13 protein-coding genes are annotated in these 20,779 nt (G+C 70.3%); 6 read left to right on the top strand and 7 right to left on the bottom strand.

From position 1 onward, the window contains the following. Window positions 1–593: 593 nt before the first annotated feature. The 3 genes from H9I49_RS23470 (at window position 594) to H9I49_RS15745 (ending at window position 3,135) form a co-directional block, all read left to right on the top strand. A complete protein-coding gene (locus H9I49_RS23470; protein WP_223128802.1) occupies window positions 594–788 on the top strand; it encodes a hypothetical protein in 195 nt (64 codons plus the stop codon). A gap of 91 nt (window positions 789–879) precedes the next feature. Beyond that, window positions 880–1,431 carry a PH domain-containing protein gene (locus H9I49_RS24010; protein ID WP_188031351.1) on the top strand — a complete coding sequence of 184 codons (552 nt, stop codon included), beginning with the start codon at window positions 880–882 and terminating at the stop codon, window positions 1,429–1,431. A gap of 570 nt (window positions 1,432–2,001) precedes the next feature. Further along, on the top strand, window positions 2,002–3,135 hold the full coding sequence (locus H9I49_RS15745; RefSeq protein ID WP_188031350.1) for a phage major capsid protein: 1,134 nt from the start codon (window positions 2,002–2,004) through the stop codon (window positions 3,133–3,135). Window positions 3,136–3,209: 74 nt separating this feature from the next. On the opposite strand, the gene H9I49_RS15740 is transcribed toward H9I49_RS15745, so the two are convergent. From H9I49_RS15740 to H9I49_RS15730, 3 genes are all read right to left on the bottom strand, one after another. Then, the gene (locus H9I49_RS15740) at window positions 3,210–4,718 is read right to left on the bottom strand and encodes a hypothetical protein (RefSeq protein WP_188031349.1); all 1,509 of its coding nucleotides are present in this window, start codon (window positions 4,716–4,718) and stop codon (window positions 3,210–3,212) included. An 88-nt stretch (window positions 4,719–4,806) separates the two neighbouring features. Continuing rightward, on the bottom strand, window positions 4,807–5,142 hold the full coding sequence (locus tag H9I49_RS15735; RefSeq protein WP_188031348.1) for a hypothetical protein: 336 nt from the start codon (window positions 5,140–5,142) through the stop codon (window positions 4,807–4,809). A gap of 1 nt (window position 5,143) precedes the next feature. Further along, on the bottom strand, window positions 5,144–6,235 hold the full coding sequence (locus H9I49_RS15730; protein ID WP_255524022.1) for a CpaF family protein: 1,092 nt from the start codon (window positions 6,233–6,235) through the stop codon (window positions 5,144–5,146). Window positions 6,236–6,529: 294 nt separating this feature from the next. Between H9I49_RS15730 and H9I49_RS15725 the strand changes: the two genes are divergently transcribed. After that, a complete protein-coding gene (locus tag H9I49_RS15725) occupies window positions 6,530–10,867 on the top strand; it encodes an FtsK/SpoIIIE domain-containing protein (RefSeq protein WP_188031347.1) in 4,338 nt (1,445 codons plus the stop codon). A gap of 109 nt (window positions 10,868–10,976) precedes the next feature. Further along, a complete protein-coding gene (locus tag H9I49_RS15720) occupies window positions 10,977–11,927 on the top strand; it encodes an acyl-CoA thioesterase (protein WP_188031346.1) in 951 nt (316 codons plus the stop codon). A 70-nt stretch (window positions 11,928–11,997) separates the two neighbouring features. Here H9I49_RS15720 and H9I49_RS15715 read toward each other — a convergent pair whose 3' ends face one another. Genes H9I49_RS15715 through H9I49_RS15705 form a run of 3 tightly spaced genes read right to left on the bottom strand, consistent with a single transcriptional unit; the run spans window position 11,998 to window position 15,929 of the window. Continuing rightward, window positions 11,998–13,782 carry a Dyp-type peroxidase gene (locus H9I49_RS15715; RefSeq protein WP_188031345.1) on the bottom strand — a complete coding sequence of 595 codons (1,785 nt, stop codon included), beginning with the start codon at window positions 13,780–13,782 and terminating at the stop codon, window positions 11,998–12,000. Then, window positions 13,779–14,720: a hypothetical protein gene (locus H9I49_RS15710; protein WP_188031344.1), complete on the bottom strand. Its 942-nt coding sequence runs from the start codon at window positions 14,718–14,720 to the stop codon at window positions 13,779–13,781. The genes H9I49_RS15715 and H9I49_RS15710 overlap by 4 nt, the downstream gene beginning before the upstream one ends. 9 nt (window positions 14,721–14,729) lie before the next feature. Then, the gene (locus H9I49_RS15705; RefSeq protein WP_188031343.1) at window positions 14,730–15,929 is read right to left on the bottom strand and encodes a glycosyltransferase; all 1,200 of its coding nucleotides are present in this window, start codon (window positions 15,927–15,929) and stop codon (window positions 14,730–14,732) included. A gap of 279 nt (window positions 15,930–16,208) precedes the next feature. On the opposite strand from H9I49_RS15705, the gene H9I49_RS15700 reads away from it, so the two are divergent. Beyond that, window positions 16,209–18,272 (top strand): PhoX family phosphatase, encoded by a 2,064-nt coding sequence (locus tag H9I49_RS15700; RefSeq protein WP_188031342.1) that lies wholly within the window; start codon window positions 16,209–16,211, stop codon window positions 18,270–18,272. Between the two features lie 156 nt (window positions 18,273–18,428). Here H9I49_RS15700 and H9I49_RS15695 read toward each other — a convergent pair whose 3' ends face one another. Then, a complete protein-coding gene (locus H9I49_RS15695) occupies window positions 18,429–20,639 on the bottom strand; it encodes an FG-GAP-like repeat-containing protein (RefSeq protein ID WP_188031341.1) in 2,211 nt (736 codons plus the stop codon). Window positions 20,640–20,779 lie beyond the last annotated feature (140 nt).

Genomic DNA, 20,779 nt, shown 5'->3' with positions numbered 1-20,779 from the left:
GAGCGAGGGGGAGTGTCGCTCCCAGTCGCCGAAACGCCGCCCCATGAGGAGCTAGGCCCACTCCCGAAGTATGTCCAGCGCCGTCTGGACGGCACATGCTGCGGGACGATCGGCCGTTCCGGTGCCCGGTGCGCCTTCCCGGCAGGTAAGTGCCCATGGCATGACCGGCCCCTGTGTGGGGCAACCACGGCATCCGGCGCCCCGTGCCGTCAGGACGCCCGCACCTGCCGGTGGCACGGACGCCTCCGCACCAGTCAGGGGCGGACGTGACCGGCCCCTTGCCACCCGGGGCGACAGCCCACGACCATCCAGCTGCAGCAACGGAACCGGAGTGAAGCATGAACCAAAGCGAGCAGGCAGCCTTGAAGCTTGGAGCTGACCTGATGAGGGGCCGGGACCTGCGGGAATGGTTCCTCGCCAAGCGCCACGAGGACGACCCCGATGGCCACTTTCCCTACCCCACCTCGGAAGTGCGCTGGGACCCCGAGGCGTCAGCTTGGGTCACGGTCGGGACAAAGCACGAGGTTCGAAAGGACCTCCTCCCAGACGCACGCGTGTCTCAATGAAAATCGGCAACGAACAGGAGCAACACCATGACGATTGGCCGTGAACGTAACAACATCCCGACCGTGCCAGCTGACCCAATCAGCGTTGAGGCGATGGCCCAGGAGCACGCGATGCTCGCGACCATGCGGCAGTGTCCCTGCGGGGCCACCGTGATGGGCGGCAGCAGTTGGGGGGCCTACACCGAGCATGCTTCCGACTGCCCGCACGCCAGCGCGGATTGATTTGCCAAACACCTCCCTCTGGGAGCGCCCGCGTCTCGGCCGAGACCTATAGTGTCGGCCGTAGCGGCGCGGCGAGCATAGGGGAATGGTTATGGCGAAGATCGACAAGTTGCTGGAGCAGGCTAAGGCCCACCTTGACCCGGACGAACAAGTGGCTGCTGCGATTCAAGGCACCTACGAGACAAAAGTCCTCGGGTCCGACAGCGTTCGCACGGGGATTCTGATCGCAACTCAGCGCAGGATCGTCTTCTACGCCAAGAAGCTCGGCGGGTACGACCTGGAGTCCTTCGAATACAAGAGCGTGTCGTCTTTCGAGCAGTCCAAGAGCATGATGGGGCACTCGATCTCGTTCTTCGCATCCGGCAACAAAGTCAACATGAAGTGGATATCCGACGCGGCCGCTATGCAGCAGTTCGTTAGCGCGGTGAAGCAACAAATGGCCAGTTCATCTGGCGGCCACGCCCCGGCGGCCATCCCTGGACGGAACGTCAGCCAGCCGGTAGCGCCGACGAATGAGCCGCCAGCCGACGACAAGTCCGCAATCATCGAGGCCATCAAGCAGTTGGGCGCGTTGCACGAGGCAGGCATCCTGACCGACGAAGAGTTCTCAGCAAAGAAGGCGGAGTTGCTCGGGCGCCTGTAGGTATGGGGGTTCAAGCCTCGGAAGGGCTGACCCGTGGGTAAACAGCCCCGACAGTCCCGGTCCCTCCCCTGGAGTCCCCATCCCCCTCAAAGGTGATCGCTGCTGTGGCTGGCGTCCGTTCTGCGGGGCTGGCAGCCGTCCTAGGGGCTCGGACACGTCCGGGACCGGCCCAGACCCGCACAGCGGCGCGTGGTTCCGGGCGGCGAGGGTCCCCCCTCCGCTTGCACACCCGGGGTTGCACGCTCAAGTGCCGCTCCCGAGGGACCCCCACGGGGTGCCTCCGGGGCACCGTTGTGCTGCAACCGGGCTCACGTGCTGGTCATTGTCGGTGGACCGGCATACGCTGGCACTGTTCGAGCGACGGCAAGGCCAAGATCGAGGACCCGTACGGGCAAGACCGAGGAGCCGAGCTGTACGGCTGGGAGCCGGACTCGCTTCGACAACGTTGGGCACGTCTCCGCCCGTCCACCATGCGTGGGCCCGCGTAGAGACTTCCCGGCGATCCTCTACTCATCGTGCTCGCCGCGTCTCGGCTTCCCCCTTGGCGCGGCAACGAATCGAGGTATCACCATGTCCCTCAGGACTCAGCGGGTGGAGCTCCTAGCCAAGGCCCGCGTCATCGCAACCAAGGCACAGGACGACGATCGCGAGCTGACCGACGCCGAGAACCGGGAGGTGGCAGGGCTACTGGCGCAGGTGGACGACATCGACGCCAAGATCGCCCGGGCCGAGGCCCCCGGCAGTGCCAAGAACGTCCTCGCCCAGATCAGCAACATCACCCACCCCGAGCTGGACACTCCCACGGGCGGAAAGGCCAAGGCCAGCCTGTTCGATGAGGCTGACGAGGAGGGGATGCTCCGGGCCGTCCGCACCAAGACGCAGTACGCCGCCAAGGTCGGCCAGACCCGGTTCAAGGCCACGCTGGTGTCCAACACCACGCTCCCCACCGCCGGCACGGGCGTCTCGGCGGCCCCACCCGGCACCGCCGCCGTGTTCCTGCGGGACCTGATGCCCCAGCAGGACTCAGACGGACCCACCCAGCGGTACTACCGCATCGGCGCTGCTTCTGCCGGAACGGTGGCCGAGGCCGGGGTCAAGCCGGACTCCGGTGTGGCCGTCACCCCGGTGGACGCCGCCCTGATCAAGATCGCCAACCAGACCAAGCTCACGGACGAGTTCTTGGACGACGCGGCGTTCCTGTTCCGTGAGGTGCAGCAGGAGGTGGCGATGGGTGTGCTCCGCAAGGAGAACGCCGAAATCGTCACTGCCATTGGTGGGGCCAGCGGCATTCAGGTGGCCACCGGCACGCTGGCCACGGCAATTGACGTGCTGGCCACGGCGATTGGGGCCACCGAAGCGTTGAACGGGTTGAGCCCCACCGCGGTGCTGCTCAACCCCACCAACCTCGCCACGATCAGGACCCAGAAGGCGTCTACAGGCGGGGACTACTTCATCGACCCGCTCGGCAACGGCCCCTCCCACATCCACGGGGTGCCCATTGTCTCAACGTCGGCGGTCCCAGCAGGGACGGCCTACCTTCTGACGCCGGGGTTCGGCGTGTTCTACGTCCGGCAGGACGTGAAGGCCGAGCTGGGGTACGACGGCGGGGACTTCGGGTCCAACCAGCAGACCCTGCGGTGTGAGGAGCGGGTGCTCCCGGCCATCGTCCGTCCCGGCTACATCGTCAAGGTCACCCTGACCTGACCAAGCCACCCGGGGCGCGTCCTTTACACATCCTTTCAGCGCGCCCCGGGTCTGCCGCCGGAAGGCCGGAGGCGTCAGCCGTCCACGGTTGGCACGACCCTCCCTGGCCCTTCGAAGAGCACAGAGGAATGTCCGTGCTGGGCAAAGATCTTCCGTAGGGCTCGTGCCATCGCGCTTGTCTTGGGGCGTCCCAGACGCGCGGTGTCGGAGCCCCATGTCCCCTGATAGACAACGGGCACACTGGAGCCAGTCGCCGGTGCCGCAAATTTGAGGGCACCCTCATCGCTCCGCCAAAGGGTCGCGGCTGAATCATGCGTGGTTGTTGCAAACTCATGACTCGCTATGGCCTTGACGCCATCGGGATCGAGCTGCATGACCCCAACCTCGCGGGCGTAAGAGCCCTTGCGGAGGCGCGGCGGGCGTAGCGAGTTCGCGGTCGCGGCTTGAATCTTCTCGAGCTTCAGTTTCCAGGCAGCTCGATCGGCAAGCCCTTCCTCAATCCAGTCTGCCGAAAACTGACGTGGAACGGATTCTGCGCGAGCGATCGCCGCCTCAACCAGCCTGCAGGCGGGTACAAGGTCATCCGGCAGCTCCGCCGAGACAAGGCCCCGATAGGCCTGCAGTTCAGCGAGGTTACCGGCGAAGTCCGTCAGGTCCGGCTCTGTAGCAAGGTGCTCTCGTACCACGCGCTCGATGGCGTCGGCCTGAGACGGGGAGAGGCCGTCGAAGGCTGCGCGCGTGTTGAGACGCAGCCACGTCATCTCCCTCTGTTGGCGAACAGCCCACCAAACACTTTCCGCCGTTTCGGGGGCCGGCTCGTTTGCCATGTCGGTGACGTCGCTTTGCAGGAACGACAGCTCTTCCTTGACGTCTCGGATGGCATCATGGACGCCATGCTCCACGGAGCTCAGCGCCTCCTCCAGCGTCGTGATACCGGACTGGAGGTCATCTTGGTCAAGGCCCTCCTCACCCAAGGCGACATCGCTCACTCTGAAACTTAGGTCACGCAACTCCTCGTGGAGCGCCTGCAACACGTTCAGCAGAGGCGCGCTTGACTCCAGTTCGTCGATCCAAGCCTTCGTTCGCTCGCTCCTGAAGATGCTCAGCGCATCGTGCTGGGTTAGAGCGGTGAGCCCGGCCGAGCCTCGCACTTGGTACTTCTCGGCCACTCGGTGGGGAGGGTTCGTGGGAGTCACTTCGATCACCAAGATGGGCTTGGTGGTTGACGTGTTCTCCTCGAAAATCCGCACCTGTGGTGGAGGAACCACGCTGTCTCGAATCATCTGTTCGATGCGCAGGCGGAGGGCGTCAAGGTCCTCCGGCGTGCCGTCCTTGGCCACGCAGCCCGTGATGAGGCCCCTCGTGGTGCCGTTCGACGTAAGCTCCTCGGTCACACCGACAAGAACCGTGTAGACATCCACGTTGGGGTCTAGCGCGACCAGATTCGCGCCCGCTGCCGCGTGGTTGGCAATGTTCTTCGGGACTTCGGACTTGAACTCGATGTTCAGCTGCTCACCCGAAGCTAGCAAAGCCCGCGTGCTGGCGCGCACCGACTTGAAGCGCCGGTCCCCTGAATCGCTCACTGTCGCATGCTAGCCACGCAGTGACCTCAGAATCGGTAATCCCATTGGCGGGCCCATGCGGCGCGTCGGCACGCCATCCCCTGCGCCCTCAGTCAGGCTGTCCCCCGTGAATCCCGGGACGTTGTGGCAGCTGGCTGGCGGTGCTGCCGAGTTGGTGGGTGTCCTGCTTGCCATCCTCGAGATTCGACAGGGTGTCGCTCGACTTAGGAGCTACCGCACGGACGGGGACTTGGCAATCCACGCGCCGGTCATCGACGGCGAGATCCACGCCGTCGCGCCAGCCGCGACCGGAGGCATTCCTACGGCCCCGGAGACCGACGCCGAACGACTTGAAGCTATCGAGCGCGCGCTGGACGCTGTGCGGACTGCCACCGCTGATGACACACGCAAGGCCGAACAGCGGGCCGAGCAGATGGCCCGTCACCTCACCTCACAGGTGGAGGCCATCGCCGCCGCCGAGCTGCGCAAGGTGGAGGACTTCCTCGTGGACGTCGCCACGGTTGACGTGAAGGCCAAGGTGAGCGCGGGTTTGCTCCTGCTGGGGCTGGCCATGCAGATGTTCGGCACGTGGCTGGGCGTCTCCGCACCCGGTGCGTGACACCGTGGTGTGACCTAGCAATTTTTGGTACCCCGCTGTTCAGGGCGATGAGCAGATCGAGGCTCTCCTCCTGGCGAACCTCGCCGACGATGATGCGCGACGGGCGCATCCGCAGCGCCTCCTTGACGAGGCGTCGGAGCGGCACCTCGCCGGTGCCCTCGAGGCTGGGTTGCCGGCACTGCATCGCGGCCACATCGCGCTGCGGGATCTTCAGCTCGAAGACCTCCTCGCACGTGACGATGCGCTCCCGCGGTGTGATCGCCGCCGCAAGGCAGTTGAGCAGCGTCGTCTTGCCGGCCTGGGTGCCGCCGGCCACGAGGACGTTGAGCCCACTGGCGACCGCCGCCTCGAGGAAGGTCGCCGCCTGGCGGGGCAGGGTGCCGAGCCGGACGAGGTCGTCGAGGTGGTCGGCCTTGACGACGAACTTGCGGACGTTGACCTGCCAGTGCGTGCGGCTGATGTCGGGGATGACGACGTGAAGTCGGGAGCCGTCCGGGAGCGTGGCGTCGACGAACGGGCTACTGAGGTCGACGCGGCGCCCGCTGCTCTTGAGCATGCGCTCGACGAGGTCGCGGACGTCGTCGGCGGTGAGGATCGTCGGCGTCAGCTCGGCCACACCCCCACGCGCCACGAAGACCTTGCTGGGCTCGTTGATCCAGATCTCCTCGACCGCCGGGTCGTCGAAGTACTGCTGGAGAGGCCCGTAGCCGGCGACGACCGCGAGGATCGACTGGACGGCAAGCCGGTGGTCGCCGAGCGAGGGCATCCCACCGTGGAGGGACCGCTCGTCGTAGTCCTGCACCGCGTCCTGGACGAGCCGACGCACGGCCTTGGTGTCGCTCGCCGGGTCGAGCCCGGAGCGGCGAATCAGCTCACGCACCTCACCCTCGACGTGCCGCACGGCTTCCTGTGTCGACATGCTTCCCCTGACCCCCTGTGGTTCGTTCGCAGGACATCCTGCCCGGTGTGTCCCGGTTTGGCCTGTTCAAGGTAGGTCGCGTCGACCGCGCGGCGAGCGTGTTGTCCACAGGCGCAGTGAGCGCGGACGGCGTCCACGCACACCCGGGCCGACGGACACAGCCGGGATCCCGACCGCGGCCCGGCAACATAGCCCACCGGGACGAGGTGGTCGACCCGTCATCCACAGTTGTGCACACGCACCGACCGATCCCCGTCGCGCGCTGTCTCATGAGGAGCCGAGAGAGGAGTGGGCGTGCGACTCACCATCACCGTCGTCGACCCGTCGCGAGCGAGCGCTCCGCGACGCCACGTGACGATCGAGGCACCCGCGGGGACACCGTTCGGGCGGGTGCGTTCCCAGCTCGGCCAGGTCGTGTCGGCTACCGGGGCACGGTTCGCCGCGGACGGGCGCATGGTCAGTGACGATGCCGTGATCGGGGTGCCTCCACTACTGCGCGGCGCCCTGCTCAGGGTGGTCCGGGACGACGAGAGCACGAGCCCTCGAGCGGGGTCGGGCGCCGTCGAGCTTCGCGTCGTGGGGGGCGTCGGCGCGGGCCACGTCATGGCCCTCGGCCGCGGCGAGCACGTCGTCGGACGGGCCACGTCCGCCTCGGTCCGCCTCGAGGACCCAGGGATCTCGCGCGCCCACGCCGTTCTCGAGGTCCGCCCGGACGGCGTCCACGTACGCGACCTCGAACCGACGAACGCTTCCCTCCTCGACGGCGTCCCGCTTCCTGGCGACGGCTCCCCGCTGCGTCAGGGCCAGCGCCTACGCGTGGGCTCCACGACCTTGGTGCTGGGGCGGGCGGAGGTTCGCGGCGGGCGGCACGAGGTCGTAGCCGGAGAGGTCCACGTCCACCGGAGGCCGCGCTTCCGGGACCGGGAGTCGCACCCCATCATCGCGTTCCCCGAGCGGCCGCGGCGGCCCGAGCACGGCCGGGTGCCGCTGCTCACCTCGACGGCGCCCCTCGTGCTCTCGGCAGTGCTCGCGCTCGCGTTGTCGTCGCCCGCGCTGCTCCTCTTCGCGCTGATGTCGCCGGTCCTGCTCATGGGGCAGTGGTGGAGCGATCGCCGCGCCGGACGCACGACGTACCGCCGCCAGGTCAAGGAGCACGCGGCCCAGCTCGAGCGGGCGCGCGCACAGGTCACGGACGCGGCGCGCGAGGACGCCCGACGGCGACTGGCCCGCCACCCCGATCTGAGCCAGCTCGAGGCCGTGGTCCGCCTGCGTGGCACTCGGCTGTGGGAGCGGCGGACGGTCGACTCGGACCATCTCGTGCTCCGTGTCGGCACTGCCCCACAGCCCGCCGGCATCGACTGCACGGGCCCGATGCCCGATCCTGTGCCCGAGGTCGATGACCTGCCCGCGCTCGTCGACCTCGGGCGTGCGGGCGTGGTCGGTGTCGCGGGGCCCAGAGCGCACGCGGTCGCCCTCGCGGGATCTCTGATCCTGCAGATCGCCACGTGGCACACCCCCCGGCAGCTCAGTCTCCATCTGCTCGTCAGCACTGAGTCCCTGAGTCATGACTGGGAGTGGGCCGCGCACCTTCCGCACGTGTCGGACTGCGACGACGCAGCGCCCCGCATCGCGTGCGGCCCAGCTGACGTCGCCCTGCGCGTCGCCGCACTGCAGACGCTGGCCGCGAGCCGGCGCGCGACGCACGGAGCCACGTGGGCGGGCGCCGACCCGCCGCCCGCGGACGTCGTCGTGCTGCTTGACGGCGCTAGCGCTCTCCGTGCCGTCGCTGGTGTGTCAGACCTGCTGCGCGACGGGCCCGCGGCCGGCCTCGTCTTCATCTGCCTGGACACGAACGCGGAGTCCCTGCCGGTGGAGTCGCGTGCCACCGTCGAGATCGACGAGACGCGGCTGGTCGCGGCCATTCGCGAGGACGGGCGAGCGCTGCCCGGCGTCGTGCCCGACCTCCCGTCAACGGGGTGGCTCGAGTCGGTGAGCCGGGCGATGGCTCCGCTCGTGGACGCCACACCCCACGTTGGGTCTGGGGCCCTGCCTCGAGAGGTGTCCTTCGCCGAGCTGCACCGCGCGGCGGGGCTCGATCCCCTGACGGTCGACGGATTCGTGGACGCGTGGACGGGGAGTGTGCGCCCACCGAGGGCCCTGCTGGGCCGCACTCGCGATGGCCGGCTCGAAGTGGACCTGGCCGCCGACGGGCCCCACGTGCTCGTCGGCGGCACGACCGGATCAGGCAAGTCGGAGCTGCTCCAGACCCTCGTGGCAGGCCTGGCGGTGACGAACCGGCCGGACGAGCTGGCCTTCGTCCTCGTGGACTACAAGGGCGGGTCCGCCTTCAGCGAGTGCGCCCGACTGCCCCACACCGTCGGTCTGGTCACCGACCTCGATGCCCACCTGACGACCCGGGCGTTGACGTCGCTCGATGCAGAGATGAAGCGCCGCGAGCGCCTTCTCGCCCGAGCAGGAGCCAAGGACCTCGACGACTACCGACGCCAGGCGGCCGTACGCCGTGAACTGCCCCGGCTCGCGCGGCTCGTCATCGTCGTCGACGAGTTCAAGGCCCTCAGCGACGAGTTCCCGGACTTCATCGCCGGTCTCGTGCGCGTCGCCGCCCTCGGTCGGTCGCTGGGACTCCACCTGGTCCTCGCGACCCAGCGCCCCGCCGGCATCGTCTCGGCCGACATGCGGGCCAACATCTCGCTGCGGATCGCGCTGCGCGTCCGCGACCGCACCGACAGCGACGACGTCATCGATGCCCCCGACGCGGCCGGTCTCGACGTCAGGACACCGGGCCGAGCCTGCCTGCGGAGCGGTGACGGCGTCCTCACGACGGTCCAGACGGCCTACCTCGGGCATCCCCCACCCCACGGACCGGAGGACGCTGCGCCCGTCCGGGTGCTCGTCCACGACCTCCTCCACGGCCCGGCGTCCGCGGACCACGGTTCCGCTGACGACGTGGACCTGCCCTCAGAGCTGACCGCACTCGTGGACGCCGCGAACGGCGCCGCGGGCCGGCTGGGCATCGAGCCCGCGGCAGCGCCGTGGCTTTCGCCGCTTCCGCAGGTCGTCACGATGTCGGATCTTCTCTCGCCACAGGATGATCCGCTCGCGACAGGCGCGCCTCGGGTCCTTCTCGGCCTGGTGGACGTGCCCCGCGAGCAACGACGCGACGTCCTGAGCTGGCAGGTCGGAACAGGGGGGCACCTCGGCATCGCCGGCGGGCCACGCTCAGGAAGGTCGAGCGCCCTCGTCGCCATCGCTCTGGGACTCGCCGTCTCGGCCGAGCCGATGGACGTCCACGTGCATGTGCTCCAGGGGACGGCCGGGCCGTGCGCACGACTGGCAGGCCTGCCCCATGTCGGCTCGGTCACCACAGCCATCGATCCGGCCCTCACGCGCCGACTCGTGACGCGGCTGCTCCGCCAGGTCGACGGAGACGAGCCCGGGCCCCGGCACACCATCGTGATCGTCGACGGCTGGGAAGCCGTCGAGGACCGCCTCGGCTCCGTCGACCACGGGGCTCCGGTCGAAGACCTCTACCGGCTGCTGCGGGACGGCCCTGCCGCCGGAGTCCATGTGGTCGTCGGCGGCGGCCGCGCGCTGCTGTCCGGTCGTCTGCCCGGCTTGCTCGGACAACGGCTCGTCCTTCACATGCCCGACCCGCTCGACCTCACCCTGGCCGGCGCCGACCCCTCGCTGGCAGCCGTCACACGCCCGCCGGGGCGTGCCGTCGAGCTGCCCAGCGGGCACGAGGTCCAGCTCGCGGTGCCCGGACTCGGCCCGTCCCCGGAGGAGACCGGCGAGGCGATCAACGCTGTCCGTGACGCTCACCGCAACCATCCCGTGAGCTCGAGCAGCTGGTCGGCGTCCGGCGCCTCTCGGCCGTGGCGCATCGCGCCGCTCCCCTCGCACATCGAACTGGTGGACGTGCCGGACCTGCCGGACGTGCGGGACCATCCAGACGCTGCCCTCGTCCTCGGTGTCGGCGGCGACGAGGCGGCGCCGCTGGCGATCGACTCGCGCCACCGCCGCTTCCTTGTCGCGGGCACGAGCCGATCCGGACGATCCACCGCGCTCGCGGCCATCGGCGACCGGCTGCTCGCCCACGGCCGCCACGTGGTCAGCGTCAGCCCGCGCCGTTCCCCGCTGTCCGTGTGGTCCGAGACACGGGGTTGCATCGGACTCACGCCCCACGACCAGACGGAGCTGGTCTCGGCGCGTCGTGGTGATCCCGACCTGTGCTTTCTCGTCGACGACGTCGAGCTCGTGGACGGAAGCCGTGTCGAGGAGGCCCTCGTCCAGGCGGCACGCCTCGTCGACGGCACTGCCGGGCTGGTGGCGGTGGCCGCTGACCTGGCCCGGGCCAACGCAGCGTTCCGCGGACTCGTCCCCGAGGTCGCACGCGACGGCTGCGGACTCCTGCTCGGCCCCGCCTCCCCGACCCACGGCGACGTGCTTGGCGTGCGGCTCGAGCTGCCCACTGAACGACGCCCCGGACGCGGATTTCTCGTGCTCGACGGCGTTGCCCAGCCCTTCCAGACGGGACGGGTCGACGTCACCACGTCGGTCGGGGACGGTGCGGAGGCAGCAAGGGTCCCGGGCGCCGCACGTACGACGTGACCGGCCACGGGGGCGCAGCGGCGCTTGCCACGGGGCGGACTTGCACGGCGCGCAAGCCGGCGCTTCTGCCACTCTCGTCGAACCAACCCCTGCGCCCGGGAGGTCGACCATGCCGCGTGGAGCCCGAGAGATCACCCTCCGCTTCCTCGCCGCGCCCACGGATGCCGGCTACTCCGGGACCGTCGGCGGCGGCCGGGTGCTCGAGTGGATCGACAAGGCAGGCTACGCCGCAGCCGCGGGGTGGAGCGGGACGTACAGCGTCACGGCATACGTCGGCAACGTGCGTTTCGCCCGGCCCGTCGAGGTGGGCGACCTCGTCGAGGCCACCGCACGCGTCATCCACACCGGCACGACGAGCATGCACATCCTGGTGAGGGTCTCCGCGGGCAAGCCCAAGGACAGCGACCTCACGCCGACCACCGACTGCATCATGGTTTTCGTCGCCGTGGACGAGAACGGCAGGCCGACGCCCGTCACGCAGCTGGTCCCCGAGACCGAGGCCGACCGCGAGTGGCAGGAGAGCGCCGTCACGCGGATCGCCCTGCGCAACGAGATCGCCGCAGCCATGGCTGCACAGACGTACAGCGACGCGGGCACCGCTCCCCGCGCCGTCCTGCGCTTCCTGGCGGCCCCGACCGACGTCAACTGGGGCGGCAAGGTGCACGGCGGCATCGTGATGCGCTGGATCGACGAGGCCGCGCACGTGCTCGCCACCCAGTGGACCGGCTCTGCCTCCAACGTGGCCGTGTATGCCGGTGGGGTCCGCTTCTACCGCCCGCTCCGTATCGGCCACCTCGTCGAGGTCGAGGCGCGCCTGCTCCTCACGGGAACCTCGAGCATGCACATCAGCGTGCACGTGCGTTCCGGCGACCCGGCCACCGGCGACCTCGAACTGACGACGCACTCGCTCATCGTCTTCGTCCCGCTCGACACCGACGGCCACGCGATCCCGGCACGCCCGTGGGTCCCCGTCAGCGACGAGGACATCGCCCTTCGCGACCACGCCCAGGCCCTGGTCGAGATGCGCAACCGCGTCGACGCCGAGCGCCACATCCCCTGACGCGACCCGTGACGCGAGGCACCCCGCGGTGTGAACTGCCCAACGAGTTCTGGTCTCGAGCGGACACCTTCTACTCCCCCGCGAGGATGCCGTCAACGGCTGAGATCGGCGGGGCGAAGAAGTAGCCGCCCCCCGTCGGGGTGACGACGTCGCGCTCGACCGGGAGCGGCACGTCCCCGCCCTCCCGTGGCCACTCGACCGTACGCGTGCGGTCGCCGTGCCGGTCCGACTGGCCGATGAGCGGGTCGAGGCCGCCGACGTTCGGCTGGTCGGGCGAGTTGGCCCAGCGCCGCGACACGAACTCGAACTGGTCCTCGATCGAGGACATGACCGCCACGAACATCAGTCCGCGCTCCGCCTCCACCAGCTCGGGCGACGGGTCGGCGACGCTGGCGAGCGGCCGACCGTACGGGATGCCGCGGCGGAGCATGAGGCGGGTGAGCGTGTCGGCGGGCGCACCGAAGTCGGTCGCGCTGTCGCGCGGGTTGACCTTGCGGATGTGCGCGGCGTGCGGGCACACCCGGGCGAGCACGTCGGCGGCCGCCGCTGCGTGGGTGTCACCGGCATACCCCGGGATCGGCGTCAGCGACGAGGGACGCGTGTCGTCCTGGTAGAGGAAGTGGTTGCTCGCGAAGTCGTCGCCGGCGAGCACCGGGTCGTCCGCCTCCGGGGTGCGCATCACGGGCGCGCCGCTCGGCCAGCGACCGACGAACGCCGATGCGAACGCCACCGGGTCGGCGCCGACCTGCGCGGCGGACGCACCCACCCACTCCCAGAAGCCGACGACGTCCTGCGCGAGCCGCCGCACGACGACGTAGGAGCCGAGCCGTGCCCACTCGGGGAAGGCGGACGAGGCAGGAGCGGCCACACGAGGGTCCTGCGGGTGCTGGCGGGGCTCACCCAGCAGGAACTGCCCCGGCCACACGAGCGGCTGGCCCGGCTTCCCGAACAGCTCGGCGTGCGGGTCGTCGGCCGCAAGGTAGCGCGGCGTGATCTCGTCGCCGGCCACCGTCGACCGCGCCCCGCGGATGCCAGGCTGCGAGATGCCGTCCTTGAAGCCGAAGTGCTCGTGGCCCGACAACCCTCCCGGCAGGTTGTCGCCGCCCTGGCTCAGCAGCAGTGACAGCCCGTGCTGGCCTGCGGTCGTGACAATGGCTGTGACGGCGGCGTCGAGGTCGTCCGGGTCGTCCGCGGCCACGGTGACGACCACGTCGGCCTCGGTGTCGGGACCGCCGACGAGCCAGTGGTCGCGGTGCCCGGGGTTGGCCGGGTCGCTCGGGTCACCGAGGTAGGTGGACCGGGCGGCGAGCCCCTGCCGGAAGCTCTCGTCGCCGAAGCGCGCCGCCTGGTCGTCACCCACGAGGGATTCGATCGCGTTACAGGAGAACGCGACCGAGGTCCACGTGGCCGTCAGTCCCAGCTCACGAGCACCAGACTCCATCACGCCCGGGTCACGCACCCCGAGACGCAGCCGCGCCGCCCGGAACGCACGCCGGAAGTCGAGCACCTCGTTCATCGTCGAGAGCCGAGGCGCCAGCCACCGCAGCCACTCCCGGGCCGGCTCGAGGTCACCGAGCCGCAGGAAGACGAACTGCTGGTGGTCCTTGTTGAAGCCGGGCACGACGTTGCCCTGGATCTCGTTGCCGGCGAGCCGCCCGTAGACGGGCTCACCCAGGGCGCTCGTGGGCGCCTCGAGCCGCCGTTCCGGGTCGGCACCTCGCTCGGCCTCGGACGGCGCACCGGCTGGTGGCCCCGGGGGCGCGGTCGGCAGTTCGACGCCTCCGAGGAGGTCGGCGCCGGCGCCCGCGAGCCCGGCCAGCACGGCGGCCGTCCTGGGCGTGATCGACGACGTCATCGCCGGCTCCGTCCGACGAGCCCGTGCGCGCTCACCGTGACATGCTCGGCCAGCTGCCCACCGAACTCGACGGGCCGCCCGCCGATCCGGATGTCGCCGACGGCGAACCTCTCCGACTCGGGCACCTCGTAGACAACCCGCAACGCCGCACCCGCGCGGCCGCGCACGACACGCCAGTAGCTGTCGACGGGGGTGCCGTCGGGCCTGGTCCAGCCCGTGTCGTCCCATCCCGCGATGTAGAGCCCGGGCACCTCGTCGGTCGACACGGCATACCCCTTTCGGCTGAGCGCCCAGATGTCGAGGTTGAGGCGCGCGTCCGCGCCGGTCGTGCGCTTGTACGGCAGCGCGTCGTAGCCATCGACTGCGCGTCGCGTGGGCTCGGACTCCTGCGAGACGCCGAGCAGGTCGCGCATCGAGTTGATCCGCATGACGTAGTGGACGATCCCGTCGGTCGTGTTCCACCGGTTGAGCGGGTCGTAGGTCCGCCCGTCCGGAAAGAGGTCCCGGGACGCCACCTCGGGGCTCACGAGCTCGCGGTAGAGCTCGAGCACCGTGGCCCGGTCGGTCGCGGCGAGCAGCTTCCAGTACTCCGGCGTCTCCGTCGAGAAGGTGACGCGCGTGATCGTGCCTCCCGCCCGCTCGACGTGCCACTCGAGGTACTCGATCTGCACGTTGCGGTCCTCCCCGGCGACCCACGCCGCCCGGCGGTCGTCACGGTGCTCGACGAGGAGCGGACGCGGGAAGCCGGTCCACGTGTAGAGCCGCCGTCCCGAGGCCTCGACGTCGCGGCGGCTCGGGTCGACGTAGCGCCCGCTGCCGCTCACGGCGGTGCTCGTCGCGATGAGCCGCTCGACGGTGCGGTGCCAGTCGTCGTAGAACGCCGAGCCCTCCGGCACGTCACGGACCCGACCCGGGCTGTCGAACCTCAGGAGCGCCATGCCGCGAGGCTAGTGGTTCACCGCGAGGCGCTCGATGGAAACGACGATCTCCGAAACGTCTGGCAGAGAGGCGATCTCGTCGGCCAGTCGCTGCGCAGCCGCCCGAATCCCGTCGTCGGACAGGGCCCGCTCGACGGCTGCTCCGAGCTGCGCCGTCGCCTCCATCCGACCTTCCAGCCGTATGCCGGCACCGACCTCCTCGACCCGAGCGGCGTTCACGAACTGGTCACCGGCGAAGAGCGGGATGACGACCTGCGGCACTCCGGCGGCGACGGCCGCCATGGTCGTGCCGAACCCGCCGTGCCCGACCATCGCGGCGGCGAGCGGCATGATGTCGTCCTGCGGCCACCACTGCTCGACGTGCGCGTTCACGGGCCAGGGGCGCAGGGCCTCCGGGTCGCCGGCGTGACCGGTCGTGAGCAGGACGCGAAGGGGCAGGTCCGCGAGCGCGTCGAGCGACCTGCGGAACACCGCACTGAGGTCGTCGAAGCCCGCCGTGACCGAGCCGAACGTCACGTAGACGAGCGGATCGGCAGGCTCTCCCCAGGAGGCCGGCAGCGTGCCCTGCCGGTCACGCGAGGCCGCGTCGCGGAAGCGCACGACCGGCGGACTCGCCTGGCCCGCATCGTCGCCCGCATCGTCGCCCGGGTCGGCGACGCCGTCCAGCCCCGCGGGCACTGACGTGAGGACCGGCGCCGATGCCAGGCCGGTGAGGCACGAACCCGATGCCAGTCCGGCGAGCTCGTCGAGCTCGAGCAGGGGCTCGACGAGGACCTCGCCCACCCACTCGCGCAGCCGGCCCAGCCCGATCGCGACCTCGGCGTGGGGCACGCCGGCGCGCAGCGCCGCGGCGAGGGAGCCGAGCTCGCACGGTTCCCGCAGCACGACGTCCGGGCGCCACGTGTCGACGATGTCGTGCACGCGGGGCCAGGCGGCCTGGGCGTCGAGCCGACCGAAGACGTCACGGACGACGACACGGTTGGCTTCCTCCGGCGACAAGGACGGCAGCCGGGCGAAGACGGCACCCATGACGTCGGGCGGCACGTCGTCGAACGGTTCGTGCTCCAGGTCCGCCCGCTCGACGTGGCTCGCGAAGGAGTCCGGGGCGGCGACTCGGACCTCGTGTCCCGCCGCTGCGCACGCACGCGCGACCGGGATCATGGGTCCGAAGTGCCCCGTGCCGGCTGTCGTCGAGAAGAGCACGCGCATGCCGCTCAGGCTCCCACCACGGGCGCCATCGGCGACGCGGTTTCGCCCAACGGGGGTTGTCGCGCACGGCTGCTCGCCACATCGACCGTGGCACCCCGGCACCCCCGCACAGGGCATACGACCGAGGCACACGGGCCGGCGCGAGCGGACACACGGAGTTCACCGGATGGCCACCGCAGAAGCACCCTGGCGCTCCCTCACCGCTCATAGCGTCACCCTCGGTCCCACGTCGCGCCGTCTGTGCGCGCGGCCCACTCACCTCCCTGAAGGAGTACCGCGTTGACCCCCAGGCCTCTCCCGCTGATCGCGACGCCGCGCCACGGCTCGCGCAGCCGCATGACGTGTCACTACCGCTGCAACGACGCGTGCGACGCCCCCGTGCCCAACACCTCGTCGAACCCCGCGATGCGCGAGCTCGTCGAGGGCGCTCTTGCCCGCCGCTCAGTGCTCAAGGGCGGGGCTCTCGGCGCGGGCGCGCTGGTCGGTGCGTTCGCTGCGGCACCGGTCACCTCGGCCGCCGCAGCGTCGGTCCCGTCGGCGACGACCGCCGCAGCGGCCCGGGGCACGGCTGACGTCGGCCTCGCCACCTTCACCCCCGTCGCGCCGAACCGCGCCGACGCGGTGACCAACGCGCCCGGGTTCACGCACAACGTCGTCATCCGCTGGGGCGACCCCGTCGAGGCGGGGGCTCCCCGCTTCGACGTCCACGCCCAGACACCCGAGGCGCAGGCCCAGCAGTTCGGCTACAACAACGACTACGTCGGCGTCCTGCCGCTCACCACCCGCACCGCGCTGCTCGTGACGAACCACGAGTACACCGACGAGAACCTCATGTTCCCCACCGGCGAGTACGACGACGCCACGGTCAAGAAGATCGCGATGGCTGCTCACGGCATGGCCGTCGTCACGATCGAGCGGGGCCGGGCCAAGGGCTCGTGGATCCGCTCCGACCATCGCCACGCCGTGCACAACCGCCGCATCACGGTCCACACGGAGTTCGCCTTCCACGGCCCGGCCGCAGGCCACGAGCTGCTCCGCACGGCCGCCGACCCGACCGGCACGCGCGCCCACGGCACGTGCGGCAACTGTGCCGGCGGCACGACGCCCTGGGGCACCGTGCTCTCGGGTGAGGAGAACTTCAACGGCTACTTCGACGCGTCCGGCGACGTCGACCCGGCGAACGCCACGTCCTTCAAGCGCTACGGTCTCGCCACCTCGGCCGTCACCAACCGCGGCTGGTCCACCGTCGACGAGCGCTTCGACCTCGCCAAGCACCCGCACGAGGCATACCGCTTCGGCTGGGTCGTCGAGGTCGACCCGTACGAGCCCGACTCGACGCCCGTCAAGCACACGATGCTCGGCCGGTTGAAGCACGAGGGCGCCAACGTCACGATCTCGGACTCCGGCCACGCCGTCGCGTACATGGGTGACGACGAGCGCGGCGACTACCTCTACAAGTTCGTCTCCGCCGACCGCTTCCGCACGGGCGACTCGCGCTCCGCCCGGGCGCACAACAAGACGCTCCTGACGAAGGGCACGCTCTACGTCGCCAAGTTCGTCGGCGACGGCACCGGCGACGGCGAGTTCGACGGCGCGGGTGCCTGGGTCGCCCTCACGTCCGACACGACCTCCTACGTCCCGGGCATGAACGTCGCCGAGGTTCTCGTCAACACGCGCCTCGCCGCCGACACCGTCGGTCCGACGAAGATGGACCGACCCGAGGACGTCGAGCCCAACCCGGTCAACGGCAAGATCTACGCGGCCCTGACCAACAACTCCGACCGCGGGGTCAAGTACCCCACCGACGAGACGAACCCGCTGGCCTCGAGCATGGTCCGCGCCGGCCTCGATGCCCCGCTGGCGAGCAAGTCGGGCAACCGCAACGGTTACGTCCTGGAGCTCACCGAGGTCGGAGACGACCACACGTCGACGAAGTTCACGTGGGACCTCTTCCTCGTCTGCGGTGACCCCGCGGCCCCGGAGACGTACTTCGCCGGCTACGACAAGTCGAAGGTGAGCCCGATCAGCTGCCCCGACAACGTCGCGTTCGACGCCGTCGGCAACCTCTGGATCTCGACGGACGGCAACGTCCTCGGCTCCAACGACGGCCTCTTCCGCGTGCCGGTCGCGGGCCCGGACCGCGGCCGCGTCGAGCAGTTCCTCACCGTGCCGTTCGGCGCCGAGACGTGCGGCCCGCTCGTCAGCGACGACCAGCTCTCGGTCTTCATCGCCGTGCAGCACCCCGGAGAGACCGACGGCGTCACGTTCGAGACGCCGTCGAGCACGTGGCCGCACACCGACGGCTTCCCCCGCCCGAGCGTCGTCGTCTCGTACAAGAAGTGACGCGGGTGCCGTCGGCGGCCTGAGGTCGCCGGCGTCACGACGTGCGAAGGCCCGGCACCGTCAGGGGTGCCGGGCCTTCGTCGGTCCGAGGACGTATGCCGTCCGGCGCGGGCCGCGGGTCTCCCCGCGGACCGCGCCGGTGGCGTACGCAAATGGTCAGGACGTCAGCGTCAAGCCGCCCCAGCCGTAGCCCTCGCTGTAGACGTCGTCGGGCGAGAAGGCGCCGTCACCGGTCAGCTCGAAGCTGACGAGCTCGCCCTGGCCCGTGCGCACCCAGATGAGGGGACGGTACGAGGTGATCTCGGTGGCCGTGATCGCGTTGAAGGAACCGAAGCCCGAGCCGATCTGGCGCCGCGCGAGGAAGCCGCCCGTGCCGTTGCCCGGGTAGATCCACACCCGGCCGGACGAGTCGCGCGTCATGAGGTCGGCGCGGTTGTCGAAGTCGATGTCGCCGGGCCCGACGATCGTCAGACCGGACCAGCCGGTACCGAGCTTGACGCGCGCCGCGAGGGTGCCCCGGCCGGTGCCAGGATAGAGCCACAGGTTGCCGTAGCCGTCGCGGGCGACGATGTCGGCCCGGCTGTCGCCGTTGAAGTCTCCCGGGGCGACGAGCGAGTAGGCGTTCCAGCCGGTCCCGACGGACGTGCGCGCTGCGAAGCCGCCCGCGGGCTTGCCGCGGTAGAGCCACAGCTGGCCGTTGGCGTCGCGCCCGATGAGGTCGGCCTGGTCGTCGCTGGTCAGGTCGCCTGCGGCGAGAATGGCGTTGAAGCCCTTCCAGCCGGAGCCGATCTGCGTGCGCCCGGACAGGTCGAACCCGGTGCCGCGGTAGGCGAAGAGGTAGCCGTTCGAGTCACGCGCCACCAGGTCGTGGTTCGCGTCGCCCACGAAGTCCGAGGTGCCCTTGCTCTGGGGCTGGCGCACATCCCAGCCGTTGATGAGGGTCTCCTGGACCTCGTCGCCGACCCACGTCTCCTCGTCGGCCGACGGGTCCGTCGGGTCGACGTAGTAGACCGCCATCGTGTACGAGCCCGTGTCACCGGCGTCAGGGGTGTCACGCTCGACGTAGAGGGTGCCGTCCGGTGTCAGCCGCGGCGAGACGAACGCATCCGTGTCGGAGGTGCGCACGGCCGTGACCGTGCCGTTGGCGACGCGCTTCTTGAGCGCGTTCAGCGGTGCCGCGGTGCCGCTCCAGCCGAAGTAGATCGAGCCGTCGGCCGCGACCTCGGGCGTGTAGCCGCCGGCCGTGCCGCTGATCGGGCTGACCGCCCCGGTCGCCCTCGTGACGAGGGCGAGGCCCGGAGTCGCGACCCCGAACGTCGACACGACGAGCGTCGCGCCGTCGGGCCGCCACGACGGCTCGCCGATGCGCGTCGTCGTGTTGAGCGTCGTCTTGGTGTGCGAGCCGAAGACGTCGACGAAACCGAGTCCGATCGCGTCGCCCGTCGCCGCGTCGTAGCGGGTGTAGGCGAGCGTCTGGCCGTCGGGTGAGAAGGCCGGGTCACCGGGGAAGAAGGCGGTGCCGAGGTCGACGCTGAAGACGAGGGCCGAGTTCGACGCGCGACGAACCTCCATCACACCGCGACCGGCGGCGCTGTCGATGACCTTCGTCGCGGCATACAGCCGGCCGTCGGTCGAGTAGGCGGGACTGATCCAGCGCGACGCGACGGCGCGGCTGCCCGCGGCCCACAGGTTCTGCTGGAAGATGCCGGTGGTGCCGGCGACGACGGCATCGGGGTCGCCCCAGCCGTCCTCGGTCCACATGCCGTACGCGTGCTCGGTCGTGCAGTCGAAGACGACGTCGGTGCCGACCTTGGTGATGAGGCGGTACTGGTACGTCACGCGCTCGTTGACGGTCGTGTCGTTGACGGTGATCGCCGTGCCGGTCGCGGTGCCGATGCTGCGCCAGGAGCCGGACTCGCGCAGGCGCTGCAGCGTCAAGGTCCCACTCTGCGGCGACGTCGCGCGCACGACCGTGCGGTCAGTCATCGGGTTGACCTCGATGACCCCCTCCGCACAGGTGCTGGCAGCGGCCTGGGCGGACAGCTGGGACGTCTTCGGGGCGGCGTCGCCCGTCAGCGACAGGCCCGAGAGACCGCCTGCCGCGTCACGGCCGGCGGCCGCGGACCGCCGAGCCGGGTGGTTCAGCGCGGACTGGTCGAGGGCACGCTTCGCGCCCAACGTGGCGCCGGCGGCTGCGCCGTGGCCGTCCACGAGCAGGCGGCCGGTGCGGCCGCGAAGCTGGTCGGGGTCGTGCGACCCCGCGGTCTGACCCGCGTCCGCCGGAAGGGCGAGGGCGATGGGAGCGAGCAGCGCTGCTGCCGCGACCCCGACGGTGAGGGCACGTGCCCCCAGTTGCTGACGAACCACGTGGTCGCCTTTCTCAAACGAATGGGTGGCCTGCTCCCTGCGGGCCGAGGCGGAGCCTAGGCGACGGCGGCGACATCCGGGACGTTTCGCCACAGCTCTGCACCTTCGTGGACGTCGCGGAGATGGACTCGTCCCGCACC

The sequence above is a fragment of the Terrabacter sp. MAHUQ-38 genome (assembly GCF_014518425.1).
Classification (GTDB): Bacteria; Actinomycetota; Actinomycetes; order Actinomycetales; family Dermatophilaceae; genus Terrabacter.
Note: the sequence above shows the minus strand (reverse complement) of the source record. Positions and strands in the feature narration are given on the sequence as shown.

What these genes read in the sequence shown, in the direction of transcription:
- H9I49_RS15730 (WP_255524022.1), bottom strand. Translation starts at nt 6,235, where the DNA reads ATGTCGACACAGGAAGCCGTGCGGCACGTCGAGGGTGAGGTGCGTGAG.
- H9I49_RS15715 (WP_188031345.1), bottom strand. Translation starts at nt 13,782, where the DNA reads ATGACGTCGTCGATCACGCCCAGGACGGCCGCCGTGCTGGCCGGGCTC.
- H9I49_RS23470 (WP_223128802.1), top strand. Translation starts at nt 594, where the DNA reads ATGACGATTGGCCGTGAACGTAACAACATCCCGACCGTGCCAGCTGAC.
- H9I49_RS15745 (WP_188031350.1), top strand. Translation starts at nt 2,002, where the DNA reads ATGTCCCTCAGGACTCAGCGGGTGGAGCTCCTAGCCAAGGCCCGCGTC.
- H9I49_RS15720 (WP_188031346.1), top strand. Translation starts at nt 10,977, where the DNA reads ATGCCGCGTGGAGCCCGAGAGATCACCCTCCGCTTCCTCGCCGCGCCC.
- H9I49_RS15710 (WP_188031344.1), bottom strand. Translation starts at nt 14,720, where the DNA reads ATGGCGCTCCTGAGGTTCGACAGCCCGGGTCGGGTCCGTGACGTGCCG.
- H9I49_RS24010 (WP_188031351.1), top strand. Translation starts at nt 880, where the DNA reads ATGGCGAAGATCGACAAGTTGCTGGAGCAGGCTAAGGCCCACCTTGAC.
- H9I49_RS15705 (WP_188031343.1), bottom strand. Translation starts at nt 15,929, where the DNA reads ATGCGCGTGCTCTTCTCGACGACAGCCGGCACGGGGCACTTCGGACCC.